The following is a 26,773-nucleotide window of genomic DNA, read 5'->3' on the forward strand; positions in this document are numbered from 1 at the left end:
ATATATTTTCGTCATGATTATTCTCGAAAATGTACCGATGAGCGAGCGCACATCCTTTAAAGTAGGCGGTCCCGCAAAATATTTTGTTAAAGCAGAATCTGTTGATGATATAAAAGAAGCCATTCAGTTTGCAAAAGAACATTCTCTTCCAAACTTCATTCTTGGGAAAGGCTCCAATTTGCTCGTGTCTGACCGCGGATTCAACGGCGTTATCATCCAGCTCGGTAAATTTTTCTCGGAAATTACGAACATTGGCAACGGAAAAATTCGCGCCAAAGGCGCCACCCCGCTCGCTCGCCTCGCCCGCTATTCGATTAACGAAGGCCTTGCCGGAATTCACAAACTGGCAGGCATTCCAGGAAGTCTCGGAGGCGCCATTTACATGAACGCAGGCGCTTACGGTCAAGATGTTTCGCAAACTTGCATAGAAGTCGAAACGATTGATGCCGACGGCAACTTGCACAAGCGCGCCGCACAAGAATGCGCGTTCGGTTACCGCCACAGCGTTTTCCAAGAGCTAGCGACTTCCGCAGCTTCAGCAGAAAGCGCCGAAACCATTCTCGCCGCCACATTCCAACTCACGCCCGCCCAAGAGTTCGGCAAAACAGCAAAAGACCTTGAAGCCGAAATGCAAGAATGCATGACAAAGCGTCGCAATTCGCAGCCGCTCTCCATGCCGAACGCCGGCAGTACATTCAAGCGCCTCGACGCAGGCGCTGCAGCCACACCCACGCAAATCGCACCAGGTTACTACATAGAACAAGCCGGACTAAAAGGTTTCCGCATTGGAGGAGCCGAAGTCAGCCAAGTCCATGCAAACTTTATCGTAAATGCCGGTGGCGCCACAGCTGCAGATATCAAAGCGCTTAGCGAACACGTTCAAAAAGTCGTCGCCGAAAAATTCAACATTCAATTAAAACGCGAAATTATTCTGCTCGGAGAATTTTAAAGATAGTTGCCCCAAAGAAAGCCAAAATATTACAGGAAACTCTTTTTCATACCGCTAATGGTACTATCGGGGATTTATTCCCCACAAATATTTAACTAGCAGAGGGAAGTGGGTCAAACTTGTTCAAAATCTTTACGACAAGCACGTAAACTGAGCCGCCGATAAATCCACCAAGAGAATCCGCAATCAAGTCCATCGCATCGCAGCTACGGCCTTCCACAAACAACTGGTGGTATTCGTCCGTGCAACCATACGCAAGTGCCAAGAGCATCACTATTACAACCTTGAGCCACGGCTTTATAGACCACTGACCGCGAGCCCACCACATGCAAAAGCAACCCGCCAATGTGGCGTATTCGCAAGTATGCGCAAGCTTATCCCACACATGCGGGAAATCTTCCAGCTCCGCAGAAGTCATCGACGAAAGCTTGAATATAATCGCCATGCAAAGGATGGCCGGTACTTTTCTGAAAAACGGATACTTGTCAAATAACGATTCAAACATGCGCCCAAATTTAGCTTTTTAAAAAGCTATTCGTTCTTGAGCAGGTGCTTGGACACGACGTTTTTATACTCTTCTTCCGCCGTCATATCGTTAATTCGATTACTCTTTTTACCACCTTCGTAATTTTCAAAATAGCAGTAAGTCTCATAAACTTTTCGGCCCTTGATGCGTTTGCCATTCACAAAATACACCCAAATTTCGATATGCGCAATTCTATTCTGCTTCAACCGGAGCGGAAGTTTAAAAGAATTTGTTGTCAATTCATCGCCACTAAACGTTTTAATAATAGCACCTTTACGCTTAACCACAATCTTCTTAATTTGCTTTAAATCAGCACCCATCAAGCCAGCCACGCTAAAACGCAGCGTCGCCGGGATATCGCGCTCTTCGGGCAACACGTGAATGCGCTCACGACCCGAGCCTTCAATTACAACCGTAGGTTTGAGATTTTTGGGTTGTTGGACAGTATCCTTTACAACGTGAGTCTTACGTTCATCCGCCTTTGTCAAGACCTCAGCCATTTTCGCCGAAACAAAATTCGTAATCCACGTATGGCAAATATATTCTACCTCGCCATTGCTACAATTGACGACAAAACGCTTCGGTCCAAACGCCGTAGAATCAGCCCATTCAAAAGTCCGCTTGTAAATCCCGCTTTCTGGAATCGTATCTACAAAACCTTGCACCGAAACAATGCTGCCCGGCACAAATAGCGCTTCCAATGTAACACTTGGCTTTCCGATGTATTCGTTCAAAATTTTCGGCTTAAACGATACCTGTGTTTTCTTTATTAAGCTATCGGCTTTCTTTTTATAAGCATCATCAAAAGCCACCAACATCGCCGCAATCTTATCAAGATTCAGCTTTGAAGCATGCACCCCAAGCTCAGACGCAGCCTCCGTTGCCACAGAATCAATGGCTCGCGCCAAAAACAGCGTTCCCGAACTTGCAAGCGGAAGAATTTTAATGCCATTCACATTTGCAATCAAAGTCTGCCCGTTCTTAATAGACTGTTCTAAATCTGATTTTACAGCAACAACCGATCCTTCCTTAAGCGAAGAAACTTCTAAGCCATCGATATTTTCAACAAAACCCACCGCACTGCGAACCACGGACACAACGTTTTCAGTACTGATTTCAAATTCATCCTTAATCGCTTGCTTTTGCACATCAAACATCAGCCGCCCTTGACGGAGCGCCACCGACATCGTTCGTTTCAAGGATTCTATCGTCGCGTCAAACTGGATTACCGATTTTCCATCGACCTTTAAAGCAGAACCATCGGCCACAGAAAGTACGACCGACGAGGCAACTCCAGCCTCCAGTTGCGTTTTTTCAAAGACATTCTGTCCAACATCTAAAGAATAAGCATCGCCATCAATGATAATCTTGGCATCGCCCATTATTTCGCGAACCGAAGCGTTAAAAACATGCTTATTGGACAAAACCTTATTTGCATTTTTCTTTTCGCCATCACAAGCACACAATGTACCCGACAAAACAAGCGCTGTTCCCCAAGCTCCCACTCGAAAAAATTTGGTCTGAAAAATGACTACCATGTTTTTTAATCTAGTAATAAAAATTTCAAAAAAGAAATTTAAAACCACATCACCCCCTCGATTAAAAACAGGAAATTGTCCACCATCACACGATTTAAGAAAAACAAAAACACGTGACAAAAAGAAATATATAATAATTTCTAAATTTTCAACCATGAAAGCGATTATTTTAAAAGCCGGGCGCGATAAATCGGCCCTCCGCTACCATCCTTGGATTTTTAGTGGTGCCATCGACGAAGTTGTCGGAGACCCAGAGCTCGGTGACGTTGTTGAAGTTTACAGCTACAAGAGCGATTTTCTTGGCCTTGCAGCGTATTCCCCAAAATCCCAGATCCGGGGCCGTTTCTGGACATTCGGAAACGAAGGCAAGAATACAAAAATCGATAGAGAATTCTTTAGCGATATTCTCGACCGCGCAATTACCTCCCGCAAGAGCCGTGGATTCGACATCCATGACAAGGAAAGCGCATTCCGCCTCGTGAACGCCGAAAACGACGGCATTCCGGGTTGCATTATCGACAAATACGCCGATATTTACTCTGTCGAAATTCTCGCGGCCGGTGCCGAAGTCAACCGTAAAACCATTTACGAACTGCTGGCCGAAAAGACGGAATGCCGCGGCATTTACGAACGCTGTGATTCCGAAGTCCGCAAAAAAGAAGGGCTTCCCCTCCGTACAGGCGTCGTATTTGGCGAAGTTCCTGATGAACCGGTCATCATCAACGAAAACGGCATTCTGTTCCCCATCGACGTGAAGAATGGCCACAAGACGGGCTACTACCTCGACCAGCGCGATGCAAGACGCCGCGTCGGCGAGCTCACTGCAGGCAAAAAAGTGCTCAACTGTTTCTGCTACACCGGCGGATTCGGGCTCTACGCACTCCGTGGCGGCTGCGAAAAGGTTTATCAAGTCGATGTTTCCAAGGATGCGCTCAAGCTCGCCAAAGAAGGCATCATGAGGAACAAATTAAGCACAGCACACGCAACACATGTAGAAGCTGATGTTTTCCAGTACTTGCGCAAGTGCCGTGACAAGGCTGAAACATTTGACTTTATCGTGCTCGACCCGCCAAAGTTCGTCGAAAGCAAGGACAATTTGCAGAAAGGCGCCCGCGGTTACAAGGACATCAACCTGCTTGCCATGAAGCTCCTCGCCGAAGGCGGAATGCTCGCTACATTCAGCTGCTCCGGGCTCATGGAAATGGATCTTTTCCAGAAAATCATCGCAGATGCAGCCGCTGACGCCCACCGCCGAGTGCAGATTATCGAGCGTTTTGGACAGCCCGCCGACCACCCCGTGAACACCGCCTTCCCCGAAGGGCAATACCTCAAGGGATTACTCGTTCAGGTCGTCTAAAACATCTAGACAGAAGTCAGTACCCTTAAAAATAAATATTTAAAAAATCTTACATAAAAACTATATACAGGTGACATCGCCTGTATTTTTTTATAGTTTTATTGAAGGAAGTTGGACTGTTTTTAGTGGGTTTGGAAATGTACCTGGTAACATACGATATTGGAAATTCCTTTATAAAAGCAGCACTCACAAAAATTAGCGATACAATCGAATTCGTGGGCGCGACCGTTACTACAACGCACAGCACAACAACGCTGGGCGGTAAAGGCGTAGAACAGAGCACCGAACAATGGTGGGATTCCATCTGCCGTAGCACAAAAGAACTTCTCAAGAATTACAGCATTTCAAGTGACCAAATCAAAGGTATCAGTTTTTGTTCGCAAATGAACGGGACCGTCCTAGTCGATAAAATGGGCAACACAGTGCGCCCGCCTATGACGTTTCTCGACCGACGCGCCGACAAAGAATTGAAGGACTATTTCCATCACGGGTTAAAAATCCACGGGTTAAACATTTGGAAGCTATTAAAGGCGATGCACCACACAAGCATGGTCCCAGTCGGAGCCTACAGCCCTGTTTGGAAATACAAATGGGTCCAAAATAACGAGCCCGAACTTTTTGCGAAAGTGGACAAGTTCCTCGATGTCGGCGATTACTTGCTGTTCAAAACGACAGGCCGCTTTGTGCGCACCGAAGACTCCGCATTCTGCTCGGCACTCAACGATTGCCGCAAAGGGCATTCCGGCTGGAGCCACACCATGGTTCAAGCTTACGGCATCAACGAACAGCATTTGCCAGAGATCGTGCAAAGCACTGATATTGTCGGGCGAATCACAGAAACCGCAGCCGAAGAAATGGGCCTGAAACAAGGAACCCCCGTCATCGCTGGCGGCGGAGATGTCGCCATGGTGGCCATTGGTTGCGGAAACACGCATAGCAACCAAACCGCCATTTACTGCGGCACGTCCGGTTCCGTTTGTACTGTTGTCGATCATATCATCCAGTTCGCCGACATCATGATGATAGCCGTCAAAGGCCCGAATCCCGCACAAAAGTACTTGTACGGCGAACTCGAAACCGCAGGTAAATGCTTTGCCTGGGCTCGTGAACTTATAGGCAAACTGGACAATTCCGAATACAGTTTCGAAGAATGCGCTTCACTTGTTTCAAAGGCAAAACCAGGTGCACGAGGTCTTTTGTTCACACCATTCATGAACGGATGCAAAACTCCATTTGAAGATGGAAAAATCCGCAGTTCGCTTTCGGGCATTGATTTAGAAACTTCGCGCGGCGATTTGCTCCGTGCTGTCATCGAAGGCATTTGTTTCCACTTCCGCTGGTTGCTCGAATGCCAGGCCAGGAAGTGCAAGGTTTCAGACACAATCCGCTTTGCAGGCGGGCTTGCAAGAATCAACATCGTAAACCAGATTCTCGCAGATATTACAGGGCATACAATCGAAACGGTCAAGCATCCGCAATACGTGGGTGCACTTGGCGCCGCAGCTGTTGCTGCAATCGGGCTTGGACAAATGAAGTTCGAAGACATTCACAACTACATCGAAATCACGAACACGTACACGCCCGACCCCGAAAATCACGAGATTTACAACAAGCTCTACAAAAAATTCCTAGACAAAGTCAAGAGCGACAGGAAGCTCGTTGGCTGAAATTAGTTGGCAGTAGGCAGTTGGCAGTGGGCAGAGTCATCCTCGGAGCAAAGCGGAGTGGATCCATAAAGACAAGAAATCATGGATTCCGGGTCAAGCCCGGAATGACTAGATTGCCCCGTAGAGGCAATGACGAAAACGTGTCATGGCGGACCTGATCCGCCATCTAAGTTCTAGCAACTAAATTAACGTTTATTTCTCGGAAGTTCGCTGGCATGCTTTTCGAGCCATACAGCATCTTCTAGAGCGCGTTCGGCTTCGGTTGCCCAATCGGAATCCGGGAATTCACGAACAACATCACGATAACGCGTTACAGCGCTGTGGAAGTCACGCATTTCGCGGTAAATATTGCCCATCTGGAGCATTGCAAAATAGCGTTCATCCGGCGTGATTTCATTTTCGAGCAAAGCCTTGTACATCTGAAGAGCGGCTTCGTTGTAGCCATCTGCATACAAAGCGTTGGCATTAGCAATAGAATTTGTTGCAGTCGGAGAGACATCTTCCTTCTGGGAGCTTACAGCGGTTTCAGCAGACCTCGCCTTGTCGTTCCCGGTCTTCTTAGCTTCTTTCAAAGCTTTAGCTTCGGCTTCCTTCAGAGCCTTTTCTTCGGCAGCGGCGTTAGCAACAGCATTGATTTCAGCCAAGCGGTCTTCGGCAGCCTTGCGGAACTTGGCATCCGGAGCAGCCTTTTTCAAGTAAGCCGCAAGGGACTTCTTTTCCAGATCCGTTTTTTTGCCCTTTTGATAAATCTTGGCCAAATAATAATTCGCTTCGTTACCGCGTTCCTTGTACGGAAGTCCCTTCTTCAAATTGAACTCAGCCTTGTCGTATTCTCCCATCTCATAACGAGTTAGGCCTGCATAGAAGTACGCACCGGCATCGCCAGGTCTCTTTGCAAGGGCGGCTCTCCAAAGCGGGGCGGCTTCGGCATAGCGGCCTTCGGCCACCAAAGCTTTGCCCTTTTCAAACGGATCTTCGTTATCAGCAAGAGCAGGTTGTGCTGTTGGCGCAGCCTTCGGAGTTTCAGTCTTTGCAGGAGCTGCGGTTTTTGCAGCTGGAGTCGCTTGCGCGGTTTGCGCCGGTTGAGCGGCCTTTGCCTGAGTTTTTGCAGGTTCAGCCTTTGCCGTTTCTGCCTTCGTTGCTGCCGGAGCCGCAGAAGCCGTTTTGGCGCCCTTTATCTTTGCGCGTTCAGCATCAGCCTTTGCCTGCTGCCCCATAGCTTCGTAAGCCTTAGCAGCACCTTCGTACGCTTCGGTCAAGCTGGGGTCATAGCCATAAGCCAGTCGGAAATTCGCCACAGCGCCCTTATAGTCCTTCATTTTCATACGGACCTTGCCAGCAGCCATGTAAGCTTCGGTATTCTTCTTATTTTCAGCCAACATGGCGCGATATTCACCAAGAGCCTTTTCGTACTGGCCCTTAGCCTCAAAACGGGCACCCTGTTCAATACGGGGATCAACAGCCCAAGATTGAGACATTCCCAACAAAAATGCAAGCGCAATAAAAGACAATTTCTTGTTCATAGTAAAAAAAATAGTAAAACCCATTGACAATATAACTTATATAGGCGATATTACAAGCAGAGAATGCGGATATTTTTGCTTAAGCCATCCGCAAAGGAGAAAAAAAATGAAAATCACCGAAGTTGTCGATAAATATAAACCGGATGAACAGGAGCTCATCATCGAGAGTTACGAACGCGAGGGCGGCGACACCGAAGATGTGGACCTCATCCTCCTGGATCGCATTTGCGCACGTCTCGGATTCGGCCTCGATAACGACCTAGACAATGACGACATCGCCGAAGAAGTCAATTTTGACGAATACGGGAGCCACTTCGAAGACGTATCCGAAAGCGAAGACGAGTTGTAATTTTTAAAATAAATTAATCAGCAACGCAGCGGACATAAAGTCCTTTATGAACACTGGCATCAGTGCGCTCTATATCTTTATCAGCGCGATTGAATTCCCACGAGCGAGCCGTTTTCTCTTTTACTGACGTTTTCGACCAGTAATGTCCAGAATTTGCTCCATCACAGAAATTATCCCAGTCCTGGCAACCGCCCTGCCCTAAATTGTCCCAATCCAGAGTTTTGCGGTCTTTCTGGAAATCACGCCATTCGGCATCATCCGGCAAATGCCAGCCCGTAGGGCACGCCTTGAGAGCATCTTCGTAGGTATAATAGCGCCCGAACTTTTCGCAAAACGATTTATCATCTACGTAGCACTGCTTTTCGGATGTCACGCTAAATGCAAGGTTTTTCATCATCCAGATTTTTCCACCGCGCATACCGACTTTGTATTTTTTATTATCTCGTTTATCCGTATAAATCATATCCGTTTTTGAGATTCCCATTTCGGAAAGATAATCGCGAGGATACACACAACGTATCTGAACGGCATCAGAATTTTCAAGATCAACAATCTTTGCTACGCCACGCTTGGTTTCAAGCCTCATCGCGCGATTGCCCTGATTGCGCACGGCAAAGTAAGCATAGCCTTTTTTAGCGTTCACGACTTCGTCAAATTCAAACTTATAAAAGCCCAGTGAAGAATTACCAACAAAGTTTTTCATATTCTGCACTTTGTCTGGGCCAGAGAAGCTATCTTCAATCAATTGTTCCCAATCCATTTCGTCGGGAAGTTGCGAACCTTCTGGGCAAGAAGTCGCCCAGCTGTCATCGCGATAAAACGGGATTCCATTTTCATCTGTAAAGAATGCTGTTTTACCATATCTCAGGCTGTGTTTGAACCAGTTCAAATTCCCGGACGGAATGACACGATACACTCGCCCATCTCTATAATCTTTGAATTCTGCTGCGTAATTATGGCTGACCACAGACACGGTCAAAATCGCAACGGCGCACAAATGACGCCACACCACATCCAACATCAAAAAACCTCACAAATCAAAAACAACTTACCAAGTAAGCAAAGAAGAATATATATACGCAATTTCAAAAAAAGCGATAAAAATTTTTCAAAAGTAAAAAACAGCGCCAATATTGTTCGGAATCACCCAAAAGGAAACTTTATTTTTACAAATTTCATGCAATTTAAGGATTCCAAGGCTCACTCCGGTTCCCATAAGCGCCCCAACGAGCACATCCGAAGGATAATGCTTGCCAGCGACCACGCGCAAAGCGGCAACGCCACTCGCAAGCGCAAACGACGAAGCCCAAACTAGCGGCTTGTATTTTGAATTGGGATAAACTTCAGAAAACCAATCGCCCGTAAAAATAGCGACCGTAAACGCAGCCGATGCATGCCCCGAATAGAACGAACCGTAAGCCTCGCCACGCGCAGACGCCGCTTTTTTAGCGCCTTCCCCGCGTTTTGCATAAATGAATGGACGCGGCCAAAGTTGCATGGAACGGAAAATTTGATTCAGCGCATTTTCCAAGGCAAACGCTTCTGCAAACATAAGCATAAAAGCGCCAAAGTCATGCGCATCCGCATCGCCTTTATACCAAGAATAGCCAGCCAACGCAAGCGGAGCCACAGCAAGCGCTCCCGTGTAATGGCTCACGGTCGTCGCCCATCCGCTATAATGCCCCACGAACGGGCGATCCCACGGCAAAAAATCCGACCTCGGTTTTAGATTATCGGCCGATACGCGCTCCATACTGTAATATCGATAAACGCCAAGAGCCGAAGTCAACGTAATTCCAAGCGAGAGCGGAACATCGAGCCGCACAGAGACATCGTAATGGTGTTCAGGCTTTACATTTTCTGGAGACAACGATGCAAGCGCCAGCGATTGAGCACAAAGCACAGCAAAAAACACACGAAACAAGCTTTTAAAACGTCTTTCTTCCATCAAAGTCCATCTAAAAATTTATATTCACAAAGACAAACATAAAAAAGCTTTTGGCGGACCACGTGATAAATTCGAATTTTAACCAGAACCGAGAACCAATCATCCCGAACATGGAACTTTTTGGAGCCATTTCTGACGAAATGCGCCTCAAAATTTTACTCTTACTGGACCAGTCCGAATTTACGGTCAACGAAATCAAGGATATTCTAGACATCCACCAAAGCAACGCTAGCCGCCACTTGGCTAAGCTTTCGCAATGCGGGCTCGTGAAAGACCGCCGCGATGGCATCAAGGCCTATTACCGCTTGAGCGAAGAACTCTACATGAGCAGCCGCCTGTTGCAAATTATCCGCGAAGCTTACGACGAACTGCAAGACAAGGATATTCTCAAGTGCCGCGCCGCACAAGCGCTCGAAGAACGCACCGACAAGACCAAAGGTCAAATTCATAAGCTCGACCAGGCCGGCGGTAGCCTCAAGGCGCAAATCAGCCTGTTCAGCAAGCTCATGGTACCGTTCGAAAACGCCGTGGACCTTGGATGCGGCGAAGGCGGCGACCTCTCGCTCATGCTAGCAAGCCGTTGCAAAAACGTGACCGCCCTCGATTACGATCCGAAAATCATCAGCGGGCTGCAGCAAGTTTTGCAGCAAAAGGGCATCGAAAACGTAACGCCGAAAGTCGCGGATATGACGCAGACGGGCCTCCCCGACAACTACGCCGACCTCGTCTTGATGAGCCAGGTGTTGCACCACGCGACCGACCCGCGACTCGCCCTCAAGGAAGCGACCCGCATTTTAAAACCGGGCGGAAGGCTTGCGCTTTTGGACCTTGCCCAACACAAGGAAGAATCGTTCCGCACGACGCACGGCCACATTTGGCTTGGTTTTGAACGCAGCCAGCTTGAATTCTTTGTGAAGGAACTCAACTGCAAGGTGCTCGAAAGCGAAATCATCCCAAGTGAAAACGAGGTCGACAAAAAGCTCCCCGTCATTTGCATGATTATTACTAAAGAGTAGGAAGTAGGAAGTGGCTAGTATACAGTGATCAGTAAACAGGAATGTAAAAGGAACGCTCTTATTACAATCCTAACCACTAAGAGCGTGCCAAATGAGTGACGCAAAAATAAGCTTGCTTATTTTTATGTCCAAATGCAGCCGCGGACGTCGAAGACGTCAATCACTAACCACCAACCACTTATTTTACATTCACCTCTTGACCTTTTACCAAAAAACAAATATCTTTTAAAACAAATCTCAAGGAGAATTTTATGGGAAAGCTTATCAAGTACACCGTCTTCATCGCTGTTTGCATTATCTCTGCATTCGGCATCTACAATTTGGTAAAGACGGCTAAGACCGACGAAAACACTCTCGAATAAATTCTATTCGAGAACGATTCGTTCAAAGCCAAATAATTCAACAAACCGTAGTGGGCAACTGCTGCGGTATTTTTATATTTCCTTATATGAATTTCCTCAACAAGAAACCCGCTTTTTTTGCGACAATGGCCGCAATTTTCTTTGCGATTTTGCTGATTGTTTTCCGCGATTTCGCACTCGATTCCAGTCAACTCATGCTCAACAGCGACCAGCTGAACGGTATCGGCAGCCGCATTTTGCGCACCTTCAACGTGATTCTCACGGAATGGGACGACAGCCGACTCGGTGGTGTTCCGACAATGGATGCACTCTTTGCCGACGCCTACCACCCGCTCGTGTGGACGCAATTCATCATGGACCCGGCGCGCGCCGTCGGATTCAAGTTCATCTTGACCGTCTGGGTAGCCTTTATGAGCGCAATGCTCCTCGCGTGGAACTTGACCGGTAACAAATGGTGGGGTTCGCTTCTCGGATTCCTTTACGCCTTCTCGCCGGAATATTTCACTTACATTTACGGCGGTCACGATGGCAAGATGATGGTTTTCGCCATCGCCCCATTGGCTCTCCTCGCCATACGCAAGATTGTCCGCGATGGAAGCCTTCCCTATCTGATTGTCTTTGCATTAAGCGTTACGTGGATGATTCTCGGGAGCCATTTGCAGCTCACGTACTTGTTCCTTTGGGGTGCCGGGCTTTACACGCTTTACGAAGCCGCATTCCATTGCAACACGCTTGCCACCCGCGGTAAGCGCATCGGCCTTGCCGCCGCAGGCCTTGCTTTTGGCCTTGCAATCAGTTGCTTCCAAATTGTTCCGCCTTACCTCTACACCACGACGCAATCTGTCCGCGGTGAAGGCGACCACACCAATTACGGTCACGCCGTGAGCTGGTCGTTCCATCAAGAAGAAATGGCCCAGATGCTCATTCCGGGATTTATCGGCGTGGATGTCTATGAGCAAGACGAAAAGAGTGGCGACCTCAAAAGCAGTTCTTTCGTGAACATTTCCATGGACGAATACCGCAAAATTGCCGCATCCGGCAGCCAAGGAAGCCCGTTCTACTGGGGTCACAACAGCTTCAAGCTCGACCACAACAACGCGGGCGCACTCCTGACATTCCTCGGATTCCTCTGCCTGTTCCTCCCGGGCAAGCGTCGCTGGGCAAGTTTCTGGGGACTCGGCGCCGTTGTCGCCCTCAGCTATGGCATGGGCGATCACTCCCCATTCTTCAAACTCTGGTACAACATCCTCCCAGGCGTGAAAAACTTCCGCGCTCCGGGCATGGCACTGTTCTGGCTTCCGCTCTTGCTCGTGATGATGGCGGGCCCTGTGCTCAAGGCCATTACCGACGAAGGCGAAAACGCCGTCAAGAACCGCCGCGCACTCTTGCACGGTACCGCAATGTTCGTGATTTTACTTTTGCTCGTCGTGATTGCACGTTTCAACTGGACCACGTTTATCAGCCCGTTCGGTTTTGTCGTTTGCCTCGCCTACGCAGCCGCATGCCTCGGCGTGATGAGCCTCGATGACCAAGGCAAAGCCATCAACGCCAAGAATTTTGTGGAAGCATTCCAAGCGAAGCTCCCGGGAACTTCGAGAGGCGTTCAAGCAGCAGTCATTATTGGATTTGCCGTTATCGGGCTGTTCCTCATGAGCGGACAAAAGCTCCTGAACGACCCAGTGACTGCCCCGTATTTCAAGCCGCTTAACGAAATCTTGATGAACGCCACCGCATCTAAAATCATCCCGAGTTTCATCTTGATTCTCGTCGTCATCGGAGTAAGCATTGCTGTGTTCAAATGGAAAGGGAGCACTCCGGCGAAAGTCGGCATCCTCGCCCTCGTCGCCGGCATCGAACTCATGACCATCAACGGCGCATTTATCCAAAACGTTGCCGCCAACGAATACATACAGCCAAAAAATGGCGTTGTCGCAGCACTCAAGGCTACTTACAAGGCGGACTCCATCAACACGCCGCGCGTGCTCTCGCTTTCTCGCAATAAGGCCGTCAGCGGAAACATCTTCCCGCAATACAACATGCGTAACGCAGATGGTTTCCACGACAACGAACTTGCAAGCTACCGCGAATTCCGCGGCGGACAAAGCAACGCCAACTACTTGCTGAACATCAACGATCAAAACGCACCGCACCCGTTCCTCGACCTCATGAACATCGGCGCTATCATCTTCGATACTCAGCGCGGCACCACCTACATGCCAATTCCAACCGCCATGGGCGAAGCATACATCTACGGTGAATCTACCACGATGGAAGATTCCAAGGCAATCGATGCTTTGAAAAACGGCTTTGCATACCGCGAAAAAGTCATCCTCTCCGAAGAACCGCAAAACAAGGGCGAAGGCGGAGTGGCGCAAGGCAAGGCTAAACTTATCGCAAGCCCCAAAATGGACACGCAGGTATTCCAAGTCGAAAGCGACCGCGCAGGCTTTATGGTTGTCGCAGGCAACTACCACCCCTACTGGAAAGCAACAGTCAACGGCAAAGAAGCCAAAGTCTATAAGGCATTCGGCGATCTCCGCGCTGTTGAAATTCCAAAGGGTAAGTCTGAAGTCCGCATGGAATATCGCAGTAAGCCGTTCCACGCCTGCATCAAAGTCAGCATCTTTGCATTTGTGCTGTTGGCAGCCTTTGGCGTATTCGTCTTCGTAAGAACGAAGAAAGCACAAGTAAAGTAACAGATAAATTTCTAAAAGCGCAAAGCCCCAAAGTCAATCTTTGGGGCTTCTTTTTTGCAATCCAAATATTTTATTTCACAACTTTTGCGCGTTTACCATTTTTTAATTTACGCGTAGTCGCGTCAGGAACACCGAACATGCCGCCAACTTTTTTCCCATCTACGCGATAGATATCAATGGGGGTTGCAATCTGTTCACGATACGGAACAAGCAATCGCGTCGTGCCAGAATCTGACGGAGTTTCTTCTGGCACGGTTTCGCCTTTTTCAACGAGCACCTCGACGCGGCCAGTGTATTCTGTTTTGTCGTCGCCTTTCACGGTGTACTTGAACGATGCAAGGCCTTTAAAATTTTTGTCGGGCGTAAAGCGCACCGTATAGCCGTCAGCCAGCAAGTTAGCGCTTCCTTTTTCGGTACTCACAATGCTATAGGTCGGTGAAACCGACAAGAACCCACGCGTAATCGAACGCAAATCAAAGTCGCGAGACGATTCATCGTCCGTAATTTGCATATGCATGGCGCCAAGCCAGTTGATGTACTTTTCGATGCGCACATAACCATCACTTTCCTTGGTCATTGCATCATCTCCATCTACGTCATAACCCATAGCTTCTTCGAAATAATCGGGCATGCCATCCTTGTCGGAATCCTTTGCAGCAGTCCCTGCAATCACTTCGCCCCAACCACCGTTCGTCTTGAGGCCCATATCACCCACGGCTTTCACTAATGCGCCCGCCTTCCCAAGCGTATTAACTTGATGCCAAACAAGAGAATCAATATCATCGTACGGGAGCACGCCGCTTTGCGATGTCACATAGCGCCACGCACTTGCAGCAGTCAACACAGGACCATTCTTGGTAAGATCATTCCAAGGTTGCTTAAGCTCTTCGCCCGCCCCTTGATAATACGAAACATTCGTAGGTCCACCATTGAGCACTCCATCACGGTTTTTGTCAATCATGTTTCCGCTTGCGTAAATGCTTTGGTTCTTATCGACCTGGAACCATTCATTTTTACCCGCCGGACCATAGACAAAATAATTATTCACGATATCATGATTGAAGTGTGTGCTTGTGTGCGTCGTGTAGCCCGCTTCGAAATTGTAAAGGATGTTGTTCACAAAAACATCGTTAATTTTATCAAGCGGATTTCTGTTGTGCGTATTCACGAATGCATTGTAATACCAAGACCAAGTTCCATCTACGGATTCAATATGCGCGCCAAACTGTTGACCAATCGGATTTGCGATGAGCGAATTTTGCACAGTCACGCCGGTAACGCGATAATCTTTATTATCAGAACTTCCACCAAAGTTGTTCCACGGAGCAAGTTCTACCGAGCAGTGATCGACAATGACATTTTTTGCGTCGTAAAGATTCAGGGCGTCATCTTTTGTAGAAGCCGTTTTTTCACCAGGGCGAATGCGCAAGTAGCGGATAATAATATTACTTTGTTTGCCCGTACTGAGTTTGCCGCCGTGAATAGCGATTCCCTCGCCTGGAGCTGTTTGCCCCGCAATCGTAATATTACTTCTGATGGAAACTGCCGTCTTGATATTGATAATGCCGCCTACGTCAAAAACAACAATGCGATTCCCTTGGCTTACCGCATCGCGGAAAGAGCCGACACCATCATCATTCAGATTCGTCACATGGTACACCGTACCACCACGACCACCTGTAACTTGAGCCCCAAAGCCCAACGCTTCAGGGAATGCCAGCGGCTCGGCACTAGCCCCAACAACCCCATACACCGTTAAGCAAAGCGCCGAAGCGGCGAGACCTTTATGAGAACCAAACATCAAACCCATATTATCCACCATTTTTAGGAAGTTCTTTACAAAAATACATTCTATTTCAGCAAAATACTTATAGACAATTCAAGAAAGATTGTCTATAGACTACACTTGAATTTTTGCAACCTCAGCCACTAACAGCATTGCAAAAAAAGCAAAAAGCGCCAAGGCAAATGCGCCCCGCGCTCCGGTTTCTAAAAAAGAAACCAAACATCCCATATACATCCACACACACGTTTCTGTATATAAAAATACCTCCAATTATGCATTGAAGGCATTGTTTTTAAAAAAAAGAGTTGTCTATAGACAACGGCAAACCGAGCCTTACCAGACTCGCACATGCCTTGCGATTCGTGCGGAACCGCTTCGAATCACAGCAATGTATCGACCGGCGGGGACATTTTCAAAAACAACCGAAGAGCGCGATTCGTCAGCATCCAGATTGCGTTTCGAAGCAACAATATGCCCCGTGACAGTCACCAAACTAATATCCGTTTTTCCAGAAATTTTTTCGATGAAAACATTTCGTTTTTGCGTATAAACTATAGGCAGTACAAGTTTTGCGGACACATTGCGGCGCACCACACGAGTCGATTCATTCCCTTCGGGCGTATCCTTTTTCGCCGTGTCACCAACCGCGTAAAGAGGGGCAAGCGCCTCGGCCCACAAGTGGTGCATCGCCTGCCCGCCGCCTTCGGAATTCGGATGGACACCGTCGCTACCAAGCAATTCGGGATGTTTCAAAAAATAACCGTAAAAATCAGGACCCTTGGGCAATTTGTTATCTTCAACAAGTTTATCTACAGCCTCAAGGAACGCCGGGTTAATTTGCCATCCCGACTTTTCAGGATTCGTTGCGATAATGCGTGCAATGATCGGCGTGATTCCGTGAGCCTTTGCTGAATCAATAATTGTCTGCATGTTTTTGACGTAAGTATCGAGATTCCAGTCGCCACCGCCCCAGGCATCGTTCGTTCCCATTTCGATTGCCCAGAATTTCACATTGCCAGCGTATTTCAGGTAATCGTCCAAGCGCTCAACCACTTCGGTACTGTTGATGCAACCGATGCCTCCACGAAGCATGGCAGGCGTGTAATCCGGGAATCGAGCGTGAATCTGTTGTGCCGTCGTCGAATCCGTTTCCTGTTGCTTGATTCCCATTTGGCTAATACTCGTGCCCATAAAGAACCACGTATCCGTTCCGCCATCCGTCATGTCGAACGCTTCGATTTCTAAAATCTTGCCGACATCGCCTTCGCTTACAAACTTGAACCAAGATTTTCCTTCAAAGTCAATTTCTACACCGCGAGCCATCACGGGATTGTCCTTGACGTTTGCAACTTCAGTCCAGTCACCATCCGAGCCATCCGTGGAATTTGCAGAAGTGAGAATTTTAAAATTGGAGAGAGCAACACCGCTATGCGAACAGTTGCTCGTAAAATTGGTCGCCCAGGCGCAATCGCCAAAAGACTCCCAGTTGATCAAAAGCTTTTTAGGCCCCTCGCCCACATTCAATGCAATTTCTTTAGCACTGCTACTTTTCCAGTTGGTCAAATAACCGTCGGTGAGGTAATCTGTGGTCGTCGAGCTTGTATGCGCTAACAGGCCACCCGAAACAAGCTTATTCGGGGTAATACCGAAAGCAACGCCCGCACTGCTGGCTACAATTGCGGTCGAAGCAACCACGTTTTTAAAGAAAGCTTTTCCCATGACACTCCTCATTTCAATTCTATGGCTATATATCCCCAAAAGAGCCTCCGGAATCTTTTTTGCATTACGCAATCGATTCCTTGAAGGCTTTTTAAAAGCAATTATTTCTTTTTATACGGCATGAACATCGTACGCCCTTCCACTTTTTTACGGATCATATAGCGACCCTGCGGGAGTCCCTGTTCCGAGAGGCCCATGTACTGACCTTTCATGTCGAAGATTCCCGTGGTAACCGCGCGTTCGCTAAAGTGAAGTTTTTCAGCCATGCGCGTGGTTTGTTCCGATCCGCTTGGTTTGTACTTGTCCCAACCGGGCATGTCTTCGATGGTAATCACGCGAGCATCGGCCATGTTGCTTTTCCAGACGCTATTGGCGGTTTGACCCGGCCACTTGCCACTCCAAGTGCTGTACCAAGGCATCCACCAACTCCACACAGCTTCATCATCGTGCATGTTCTTCACGTCAGGGATTGGACCGTTTTCGGTAAGTGCGATAATTTTCTTGGCACCCGTTGCGGTTTTGAACTTTTCGAACGCGCCCGAATTGCTGGAATAATCGTTGTCGTTATTATAGATATCGATGGAAATCACGTCGTAGTATTCCTCGCCCGGATCCCAGTCGCTCACAACCTTGCTTTCGGGATTATAGACCCAAATGAGATTCCGGACACCCTTTTCCTTGACCATGCGATCAAACACCAAGCGGTAAAGCGCCGCAAATTCCTTACCCGAGTTGATACTCCACCAGAACCAGAGTCCACCGGCTTCGTGCAGGGGACGGAAAATAGCCGCAACACCCGCTTTCTGCAATTCGAGGAAGTACTCTGCGATATGGTCGATGTCAGCGATAATTCCTTTGTACGCAGCGCTCTCTGTATTCCATTCGGTCGTTCCACTCTTGAACGCCGTCTTGAAATCAAAATCGGTGTACTCGTTGGAACCTGCCGCCGACTTAATGTAGAAGGCATCCTTTTCATCCAGCGGGTCTTTCCAATGCCAAGAGAACGCTGGAATACCGCCCTTGTTCCACAAATCCTTCGCCAGAGAAATTCCCTTTTCCGTATATTCCGTGTACCAGGATTCGCTAGCCTTCGGACCCGTCGCAAACAAGAAATCCAAGCCCACAAGCGCCGGGAACTTGCCACTGCGCGTGTAGATATCCTTCACGTCGTCATGCGTCTTGAAATCGGCTCCCTTCGTGTAATTGCTCATGTCACCAGTCATGATGCCGCTAATGGTCTTCTTGCCAAAATTTTCGACAAGGAAACTGTAAAGCTTGACGGCACTTTCTGTCGCATTCGGCGTGACTGGCTTGGCGCTCAAATTAAATGCAACAGACTGATAAGGCGAAACATCGATGTAATCCACGCTAATCCAACCCCAGAATTTTTCGATGGCGATATTGTTCGCGCCCGCCTTAAGAGTGACCACGATCGATACGTCACCCCAACCTGTAGTGGCGTTGAAATCGACCGTGGCGGCAGTTGAGCCATTAACCTTGATGTAGTTCGACTTGAATTCGCCCGCCTTGTAGTGTATTGTCAACTGGTACTTGCCCGCAGATTCGGCAGTGACGTTTTCGAAGGCGATATTACCCTCTTTCATATCGACATAGCCCGTTCCCGAGACACCAGCACTGTTGACAATTCCAGAGCCACCAGTAAGCGTTGCCGATTCGGCTTCGTACTTGGTAGCAAACGTTGCCGAGGCTAACACAAGACTGAGAAAAACAGCTTTCTTCGCTATATTCATAGGAACTCCTCTTTTTTATGAATATATCCTTTTTGGGTGTTTCAAAGGCAAAAGAAAAAAATCAAGTGTGGACAAAAATGTCAACACTCCCGTAAAAAAATCATCGCACAACGCATTAAAACAATATCTCTTTATAAAAAAATGTATTTTTAAAGCAGGTTGGCCATGCTTGCAAAAAACAAAATCAACATCTACGATTACTCCGACTACCGTAACTTCTTGCTGGATTTTTACGAGTTGGAAAAATCGCTAGATTCGTCGTTCAGTTACCGAGTTTTCGCTGCCGCCGTCGAAATGGATGCAAGCCTATTGCTCAAGATTTTGCAGGGCAAGCGCCATGTTTCAACAAAAAGCATCGAGTCGTTCGTGCAGTTTTTCCGATTCAAGGAAGGCAAGGCCGAATACTTCCGTGAACTGGTTGCTTACGGCAAGGCTAAAACAGACGATCAGGTGCGCAAGCATTTCGAAACGCTCCAGAAAATGCGCCCTGCGGCCTGCCGCGAACTTGACGAAGCCCGCTACCGCTATTTTCAGCAATGGTACTATCCCATGATCCGTTCGGCACTTGATGTATTCGACTATTGCGGACCGGAATACGCAGCAGCTCTAGGAGACTCTTGCATCCCGAAGCTTACCGCAACGCAAGTGCAAAGCGCTGTCGATGCATTATTGCAACTGGGCCTTGCACACAAACAAAATAACGGACGCATCGTCCCAACCGAAGCCCATATCAAAACAAAAGAACACTGGCTGAGCGCCTCTATTAGCGACTATCAAAAGAGCATCACCGAACTTGCGCAACGTTCCATCGCCGAAACACCGAAAGAAGAACGCGACATCAGCACACTCACCATGGCTCTCGATTCTTCGCAAATACAGAAAATTCGCGAAATCCTTGCCGAGACGAGAAAAAGCATCGTAAAAGTGGTCAATGCGATGCCCTCCCAAATTTGCGACAGTGTTTATCAATTAAATTTTCAATTGTTCCCGATGATGAAGAAAAAGGATTGATGATGAAACGTTTTTTTGCGACAATACTTTTGACAGCCTTTTTTTGGGCGTGCTCCGATTCGAATCCAGAATTTACCGGAGCGACAAGCGAGACCACAAACGGAATTGCATTCACTGTTGTTGATGCATCCCACTCGCCCATCATAAACGCTCGTCTAAAACTATTCTCCAAAGAAACCATTTCCGTCATCGATTCCGCCACAACAAATTCCTTGGGCGAAGCGCGCTTTGATTCTGTTGTTTCGGACGGATTTATCGAAGGCATTGCAGGCAGCGATTCTTCGCTAATGACCTGGACTGCACTTGACACCCAGCAAACCGAAATTTCGCTTTTGCCATCAGCAAGCATCACCGTACGCACGGGCGCAGCAGAAGCCGACTACGCCAAACTTTACGAAACCATCGCTCTGCAATCCACGCCCTACACAGCCTCCCGTAGCGGAAACGAATACGTATTCTCTCGCGTGCCAGCAGGCATATTCGACATCGTCGCCGGAGATTCGCTCCTTGCAACCGTTTCGGTCGAAAACGGAACAACCGCAGACACGCTTTTCCGCATGCCGGGCATTACACAAGAATTTGTATTCGAGGACTTTGACGATGGCGATAGTTTGAACAACATCGCAAAGACATTCCCGAATTTCGGTTGGTACTTCAACACAAGCAATGGAGCGCAATGGATTTTGCCAGACAGTTCAAAAAGCTTTGCCACAGCCCTTATCGACAGTGCTCAGGGGAAATACCTTTCATTAAAATTTGCGCTTGGCGAATCCGGAACAGTGCTCATCGGCACGCACATTGGCCTAGACACGGGTTATTACGATTTGAGCAGACTCACTGCCGTCCGATTGAAAGTTCGCGGTGACTGTGAATTTTCTGTAGCGCTAGAACATTACAAGGATATCGGCGACAACAAATTCAATAAAGCATTGTGGAATGCCAAGGCAAACGAGAACTGGCACGAAGTTGTATTCCGCCCCGGTGATGAAACTTTGGAAAGCGAAAGTTACCAAGTCCGTTTCAAAGATATCGCAACCGAAATCGGATTTTTCACCATCTTCATGAAAAACGGAACATTCCTAGAAGTCGATGAAATCGTTTTCGAAGGAATGGATACCGTTTTATAGGCATTCCGCCATTCTGTAACACTATCGAGCGAATAGAGAAGGCCAACGGTTCTCTGGATGCTGATTTAAATAAGTTGTTAAAGTCCAAGATTCGTCGTGGAAACACGCGCCGATTGAAAGTTCATCTATATTGCCTGTAAAGCCTCCCAACTGAAAATTGGCACGTTCCTTGACGTTTCCAGCCCAATCAGATTTTTCGGCTTCAGAAACAATTTGACGATCGTTTACATAAAATAAAACTTGTTCAAAAGCTCGCCTGCTGAAAGCGACGTAAACCCATTCACCTGCGTTAATTCCGTCTGCGCCCGAAACCCAAGAGATTTTGTAACTTGAGTCTTCGGCCGTTTTAGACACATCCTCCGCCACTAATTGCATAGCCTCATGATAGAAGTCCACGATAAAGCCTTGTTTGGGCACGTAACGAAGCGCATATTCTTCTGCCTTTTCGAAAATCAATTGCTCCTTGTCCAGCGATTCGAGCTGCAGCCACAGCGAAAAACAGAAATAGCCGTCATCATCAAAAGTCAGATTTACTTTGCGCGTAGAATCCTTACCCGCGGAATTTTTGACAGTCACGACATCGTCTGCGCCAAGATGCATTCCGTTTCCAAGAACGCCGCCACTGCTATCAAGTCCTGTCGCTGTTTCGGCGGAGCCTTCGAAATACCCCTTTTCAGCGGAATCTTCAAGGAGCGAAAGCCCGCTATCGAAATGATACACCAACGAATAGCTGCGATTCGTCGGGAATACGTCAAAAGCGTAAGCAGGGTCTTTAGCTGTATTGAACGTCAACTCGATTTCATCTGCGGTATTCAAGGAATCGAGGCGAACCCAGAACATCATTTTTCCATTTTGTAATTGGGGTTCTGCAATGGGCAACTGGTTTTTCGCAGCGCTGTGTGAAATGCGGAAAGCTTCCCAACGGCCTACGAGATGGTCAAGAGAGTCCAAGTCGCACACCGAAGAGTCGAGCACTAGGGCAAGCGGGATATCCGTAACGACACGGACTGAATCACCGCTTGCAAAATTCTCGGCTTTGGGATTTTCACGTTCAGGGAGCGCAAGCGGAGCTGTGAACGAATATGTTACCGAATCTCCCCAAACCGTCGTTTCGTCCGGTTGCACCGAGACATTTTCGAATTTTACTGGGAACAATTTGTCCATGTAGATAACGATGTCCAAAGAATCCGCCGGAAGGCTATCGACTTCGATTTTCCCATTCTGCACAAAGATTCTTCTGTGAATGGTCGTTCCGACGACAATCGCATCACCGCCCTGATTTTCACGGAACGCGCCCGGCACGAGAAGTTTGACACTCCCCGAATGACGCAAGGTGTCATTTAAAGCAAGCGGTTCGCCTTGTTCATTAGCCAAGTTCTGTTTCAGGAACATTTGACCCGATTCTTCATGGAAAGCCTCTATCGAGAAACGGCCCGACGGGATGGAGTCGAATTCGTAGTTGCCATTTTCGTCGGTTTCGGTTTCGAACGCCTGTGGCAAAGAGCGTTCCGCACGATCTGCGGAGATAATGTTAAAGTCGCTCGGCACGCATTGCACGCGCGCGCGGGCGGCTGGGGAACCGTTATCCAAGACGAAAATTCCGGCGAGTTCTGGAGAACCAGTCTCGGCGCTGTTGCCCGCCACATGGCTATCGGAACATCCTGCAAAAAGCGCCATAAAGGCCGCCGAAAAAGCAACCGTTACAGCCTTTATGTTTTTGCAGAACTTCATCGATACCAATATATATAAGATTTACGAAAAGCGAGCACGCCTTCATTCGCTAGGGAATCGTTATTGGATATAGTGGCGCAATGTTTTGCCAGCGGACGTGTATTCGATCACAATAACATGGGCGGCAGGCATTTTAGCAGGCTTGCGGTCGCCTGCGAAAAGCGGGCGTCCCTGAATGTCAAAGATGCGGTAGAAGCCGGCCTCGGCTTCGGTCGCGCGCTGCATGGCGAAAGGCGCAATGCCGATCGTTCCGCAAGATTCCGGGTCTTCGCCCGGAATGACGACACAAGCGTCGCTGCTAGATTCCACAGGGGCATGCGCACTCGAAGATGACGCCACGACACTCGAACTGGATTTTACAACAGCGCTAGAGCTGGATTCCGCGACCGCAGAACTGCTGGATTCCGCCGAACCCTCGACAGTAAAGGTCACGTATTCGCTCATCCATGTGAGCCCGGAATTGTCAGTGACGACAGCGACTGCAGAATGCATTCCAGGCTCCACGCCCTCGACGCTCACCTGGTACGGAGCCGCGTTTGCCGTGCCCACCAGCGTATTGCCTACGTAAAACGCCACGCTCTTCACCGTTCCGTCATTGTCTTTGGCATCGGCTTTCAGCGTCACCGTCGCGCCCGCATTAAACTTCGCACCCGCCGCAGGGGCGATCAAGGTAACGCTTGCCGCCTTGTTGCTCTGACCAAAAACCTGATTGTATTCGGGCATTTTGCCGTAGCGGCCCCCCACGCCCGAAAGTGTCGGGATTTCTTTCGGGAGGTTTGCGACATCGCGCTTTTCAAAAGAATAACTCGGATTGAATGTTTCTGCAGTCGGGATTCCGCTCTTGACCGTTCCCTTGTAGCGGTGCTGTTGCTTGGTGTCTTTCCCGAACGAAACTCCGCTAAAGTAAACATAGCCGTTGTCGCCCCATTCAGCAAGGTAGCCTTGCCCATTGTCGATGTAGCTGTTTTCGTAACGCACGTAGGCTTTGGCGTTTGCGCTATGGCCGTCGGCACCGGCAACAAAAAAGCGATTGTAATTGACGTACTGGTTGTAGAGATGAACTTGCGAACCGTTGACCTCGCCCGTGACCTTCGGAACACGCCCGTAAGTGTTGTGCCAGTAATTGTTCGCATAGGTCAAGCGCGCATCTTCGACAAGCGCCATGTAAGGGTCGGTTCCCCAGCAGTTATATTCATTCGCACCGTCAAAATCCAAATAGCTGATGGTTGCGTTATCGACAAATTCCATATCCATGCCATCAGAAATCCACTTGTAACTGATATGATCCGCCCAGAAATTTTTGACGTGCTTATCGGCGGTGCCCACTGTTTCAAGACCGTCGCCGCCTTCGATCAAGTGCGGGTTCACATCGTAAATGGCGAGGTTGCGGTAAATGTGGTTGCTTGCACCTTCGTTTGTACGCACCGCAATAGCAGCACCGCGCAAGTTCGCGCCTCGACCCATGCCCACCAAACTCTTGTTCGCCTTGGTCGTAATCCAGTTATCCCACTTTTGCAAATTTTCGCTTTCCTGCACAATCTGCACTCCCGCTTCCGTCAAATCGCTGCAGCTGTTCGCCTTGAATGTGATGCGGTAGAAGGTGTTGGTCTTGCCGGTCACGCGGTTCTTTTCGGTACAAGCCGTTTTGCACCAAGTGCGGCCCTTGCTTTTCGCTTCGGTAACAGCGTTGCGGAACTGCCTGAAATCGTACGTACCTTCGGGCACGAGGATTGTCACGGCTTCGTTACTTTGTAAATACTTTCGGATGCTCGTGGAATCGCTAGCGATAACAATTTTGCCGGCATCGCCGCCCGTTGCAGAAGCACCAAAACCTTCCGCGTTCACGTAGAACGTATAAAGTAATACCGCCATCGGATCCGTTTCGGCACTCGTCCAAATCCATTTGGCTTGTGTGTTTACAGCAAAGCCGTTCAGGGAGCCACCGCTCGGGAGTTTGTTGTTCGCGTAGTTCAGAGTTGTCGCGCCTCCCCACTGCGAGAGATCGCGGCCCTTGTTCTTCCACGAGGCGCTCCCCACGGCAGGTTTCGATTTCCAATCCGCGCCAGAATAGTAAGACTTGTCGAGATCGTCAATCTGCACCAAAACGCCAGGGGCACCCTTCCCGTTCACACCCACGACAGAAATCGCATTTTCACCGGGAAGGAACGTCATCGGGACAAAACGCACGCGGCCCGCTTGGTTGTCTTCGGCCAAAAGCGCCCCATTGTGATAAAGCCTGTAGCCACCATCGGCGACAATCCAAATGCCTGGCCCTTCGCCCACGTTGTAGGTCGCCGCAACCAGCTGTGAACCGACTTTATCGCCGCCGCCATAGGCAGCGTCTGACGGAAGTGTTACGACTTCCGTCGCTTGAATTTTCGCGGTAGCCTCTGCCGCATGCACTGCAGAAATTCCGAAAAAAGAGACAACGCTTGCAAGCACTATTTGACCAAAACCTTTCATACCCATTGTTCCTCACTTTTGGTTGCATTGGCCCAACTTTTGGTTCGTCCCATTTCCTTGAGGCAATTAAGCCAGGCATTGCGGGCTGGCGTTTGAAGCCCGCATTGGGGGTGATGGAAGACCGCATCGCGGGCTGCAATCAGGGGGATTATTCCCCCATTCTATAATCTAGATTGGAAGCGCGCAATTTCAAAGCACTTTGAAACAACACTCCAATTTATCGTTGTTTCTGGACAACGGGAATGTAATGCGTGAATTTTCCGAATCGAATTTTTTTCTTACATTTAAAGCATGACCGAAAAGGAACCGACACGAAAAGTCTTCGAATACCTGGACTACCGGGAATTTTTGAGGGACTATTATAACGGGAAGAAAGAGGCGAACCCTGCCTTTTCGCTTCGCGTGTTTTCGGACAAAATCGGTTTCAAAGCGAAAGATTTTATCAGCCGCGTGATGAACGGCGACAAGAATCTGTCGAACCAGAGCGTTCCCAAAGTCGCGTCGGGACTCAGGCTCAGCAAGCACGAGACAGAATTTTTCATTGCACTCGTGAAGTTCAATCAGGCAGAAACCACCGACGAACGGAACGCCGCGTTCGAAGAAATGCAAGCCGCGCTCAAGGTCGCGCGCTTCGCCGAAAAGCAGCACGTCCTCGGGCATGCGCAATACATGGTGTATTCGCATTGGCGGCACCTCACCATCCGCAGTCTAATCGGGATGTTCGGATTTAACGGAGATTACGATGCGCTTGCGAAGATGGTCCATCCGCACATCACCGCAGACGAGGCGAAAAAGTCCGTCAAGTTGCTCGAGGAATGCGAACTCATCAAGAAGGACAAAAACGGGAAATTCGAGCTGACCGAAAGCGCCATCACCACAGGCGACCGCACATCAAAACTCGCACTCCGCGGATTCCACCAGCATTGCCTGAAACTCGCCGCCGACTCCATCGACCGCGACACGCCGGGCAGCCGCCACATCTCGGGACTCACCCTCGGCATCAGCCAAGAAGGCTACGACCGCATCGTGGAACGCATCAACGCCTTCCGCAAAGAAATCGCGCTCATCGCCGAAGAAGACCAGAACAGCGACAAAGTGTTCCAGTTGGAGTTTGCAATGTTCCCCGTCGGCGGGAAATAATTTTTCTCTATCAACCAAGTCACAAGCCACCCCTAAGAGGGGTGGCTTGCTTTGCCCCTAGAAGGGGCTGTTACTGCCAGCGCCTTAATGACGCTGGCTTTCTCTTCGTTCAAG

At 48.7% G+C, this 26,773-nt stretch carries 19 protein-coding genes; 9 read left to right on the top strand and 10 right to left on the bottom strand.

From position 1 onward, the window contains the following. Window positions 1-13 precede the first annotated feature (13 nt). Complete coding sequence (gene murB / locus HUF13_RS07675) at window positions 14-949, top strand: UDP-N-acetylmuramate dehydrogenase (protein WP_173474581.1); 936 nt, start codon at window positions 14-16, stop codon at window positions 947-949. 91 nt (window positions 950-1,040) lie between these two features. Here the strand turns inward: murB and HUF13_RS07680 are convergent, their stop codons facing one another. Together HUF13_RS07680 and HUF13_RS07685 are read right to left on the bottom strand one after the other, a co-directional pair. Then, window positions 1,041-1,454: a VanZ family protein gene (locus HUF13_RS07680; RefSeq protein WP_173474582.1), complete on the bottom strand. Its 414-nt coding sequence runs from the start codon at window positions 1,452-1,454 to the stop codon at window positions 1,041-1,043. A 26-nt stretch (window positions 1,455-1,480) separates the two neighbouring features. Then, window positions 1,481-2,953, bottom strand: coding sequence for a FecR family protein (locus HUF13_RS07685; protein ID WP_304038946.1), 1,473 nt, complete (start codon window positions 2,951-2,953; stop codon window positions 1,481-1,483). A gap of 214 nt (window positions 2,954-3,167) precedes the next feature. Between HUF13_RS07685 and HUF13_RS07690 the strand changes: the two genes are divergently transcribed. Continuing rightward, window positions 3,168-4,370 (top strand): class I SAM-dependent rRNA methyltransferase, encoded by a 1,203-nt coding sequence (locus HUF13_RS07690; RefSeq protein WP_173474584.1) that lies wholly within the window; start codon window positions 3,168-3,170, stop codon window positions 4,368-4,370. A 137-nt stretch (window positions 4,371-4,507) separates the two neighbouring features. Then, window positions 4,508-6,037, top strand: a complete 1,530-nt coding sequence (locus tag HUF13_RS07695) for an FGGY-family carbohydrate kinase (RefSeq protein WP_173474585.1) — start codon at window positions 4,508-4,510, stop codon at window positions 6,035-6,037. A gap of 185 nt (window positions 6,038-6,222) precedes the next feature. On the opposite strand, the gene HUF13_RS07700 is transcribed toward HUF13_RS07695, so the two are convergent. Beyond that, entirely contained in the window at window positions 6,223-7,560 is a 1,338-nt protein-coding gene (locus tag HUF13_RS07700) for a tetratricopeptide repeat protein (protein WP_304038948.1), read from the bottom strand. A gap of 106 nt (window positions 7,561-7,666) precedes the next feature. Between HUF13_RS07700 and HUF13_RS07705 the strand changes: the two genes are divergently transcribed. Beyond that, window positions 7,667-7,909, top strand: coding sequence for a hypothetical protein (locus tag HUF13_RS07705; protein WP_173388988.1), 243 nt, complete (start codon window positions 7,667-7,669; stop codon window positions 7,907-7,909). Between the two features lie 13 nt (window positions 7,910-7,922). Here the strand turns inward: HUF13_RS07705 and HUF13_RS07710 are convergent, their stop codons facing one another. Then, complete coding sequence (locus HUF13_RS07710) at window positions 7,923-8,930, bottom strand: FISUMP domain-containing protein (protein WP_173474587.1); 1,008 nt, start codon at window positions 8,928-8,930, stop codon at window positions 7,923-7,925. 87 nt (window positions 8,931-9,017) lie between these two features. Further along, window positions 9,018-9,857 carry a phosphatase PAP2 family protein gene (locus tag HUF13_RS07715; RefSeq protein WP_173474588.1) on the bottom strand — a complete coding sequence of 280 codons (840 nt, stop codon included), beginning with the start codon at window positions 9,855-9,857 and terminating at the stop codon, window positions 9,018-9,020. Between the two features lie 62 nt (window positions 9,858-9,919). On the opposite strand from HUF13_RS07715, the gene HUF13_RS07720 reads away from it, so the two are divergent. Together HUF13_RS07720 and HUF13_RS07725 are read left to right on the top strand one after the other, a co-directional pair. Continuing rightward, window positions 9,920-10,873, top strand: coding sequence for a metalloregulator ArsR/SmtB family transcription factor (locus HUF13_RS07720; RefSeq protein WP_304038950.1), 954 nt, complete (start codon window positions 9,920-9,922; stop codon window positions 10,871-10,873). 448 nt (window positions 10,874-11,321) lie between these two features. Beyond that, window positions 11,322-13,931 (top strand): hypothetical protein, encoded by a 2,610-nt coding sequence (locus tag HUF13_RS07725; RefSeq protein WP_173474589.1) that lies wholly within the window; start codon window positions 11,322-11,324, stop codon window positions 13,929-13,931. Window positions 13,932-14,001: 70 nt separating this feature from the next. Here the strand turns inward: HUF13_RS07725 and HUF13_RS17290 are convergent, their stop codons facing one another. The 3 genes from HUF13_RS17290 to HUF13_RS07740 all read right to left on the bottom strand — a co-directional run bounded on the left by HUF13_RS17290 (window position 14,002) and on the right by HUF13_RS07740 (window position 19,187). Further along, the gene (locus tag HUF13_RS17290; RefSeq protein ID WP_304038952.1) at window positions 14,002-15,741 is read right to left on the bottom strand and encodes a hypothetical protein; all 1,740 of its coding nucleotides are present in this window, start codon (window positions 15,739-15,741) and stop codon (window positions 14,002-14,004) included. 309 nt (window positions 15,742-16,050) lie between these two features. Continuing rightward, complete coding sequence (locus tag HUF13_RS07735; RefSeq protein ID WP_173474590.1) at window positions 16,051-17,436, bottom strand: hypothetical protein; 1,386 nt, start codon at window positions 17,434-17,436, stop codon at window positions 16,051-16,053. A gap of 101 nt (window positions 17,437-17,537) precedes the next feature. After that, a complete protein-coding gene (locus tag HUF13_RS07740) occupies window positions 17,538-19,187 on the bottom strand; it encodes a glycosyl hydrolase (RefSeq protein ID WP_304038954.1) in 1,650 nt (549 codons plus the stop codon). Window positions 19,188-19,352: 165 nt separating this feature from the next. On the opposite strand from HUF13_RS07740, the gene HUF13_RS07745 reads away from it, so the two are divergent. Next, complete coding sequence (locus tag HUF13_RS07745) at window positions 19,353-20,198, top strand: TIGR02147 family protein (protein WP_173474591.1); 846 nt, start codon at window positions 19,353-19,355, stop codon at window positions 20,196-20,198. Beyond that, the gene (locus HUF13_RS07750) at window positions 20,198-21,325 is read left to right on the top strand and encodes a hypothetical protein (protein WP_173474592.1); all 1,128 of its coding nucleotides are present in this window, start codon (window positions 20,198-20,200) and stop codon (window positions 21,323-21,325) included. The genes HUF13_RS07745 and HUF13_RS07750 overlap by 1 nt, the downstream gene beginning before the upstream one ends. Window positions 21,326-21,346: 21 nt before the next feature. Here HUF13_RS07750 and HUF13_RS07755 read toward each other — a convergent pair whose 3' ends face one another. Next, complete coding sequence (locus HUF13_RS07755; protein ID WP_173474593.1) at window positions 21,347-23,056, bottom strand: hypothetical protein; 1,710 nt, start codon at window positions 23,054-23,056, stop codon at window positions 21,347-21,349. 60 nt (window positions 23,057-23,116) lie between these two features. Next, window positions 23,117-25,519, bottom strand: coding sequence for an Ig-like domain-containing protein (locus HUF13_RS07760; RefSeq protein ID WP_304038955.1), 2,403 nt, complete (start codon window positions 25,517-25,519; stop codon window positions 23,117-23,119). A gap of 291 nt (window positions 25,520-25,810) precedes the next feature. Here HUF13_RS07760 and HUF13_RS07765 point away from each other — a divergent pair, with 291 nt between their 5' ends. Further along, entirely contained in the window at window positions 25,811-26,659 is an 849-nt protein-coding gene (locus HUF13_RS07765) for a TIGR02147 family protein (protein WP_173474595.1), read from the top strand. The last annotated feature ends 114 nt before the right edge of the window (window positions 26,660-26,773 follow it).

This window comes from Fibrobacter succinogenes (assembly GCF_902779965.1).
GTDB lineage: Bacteria > Fibrobacterota > Fibrobacteria > Fibrobacterales > Fibrobacteraceae > Fibrobacter > Fibrobacter succinogenes_F.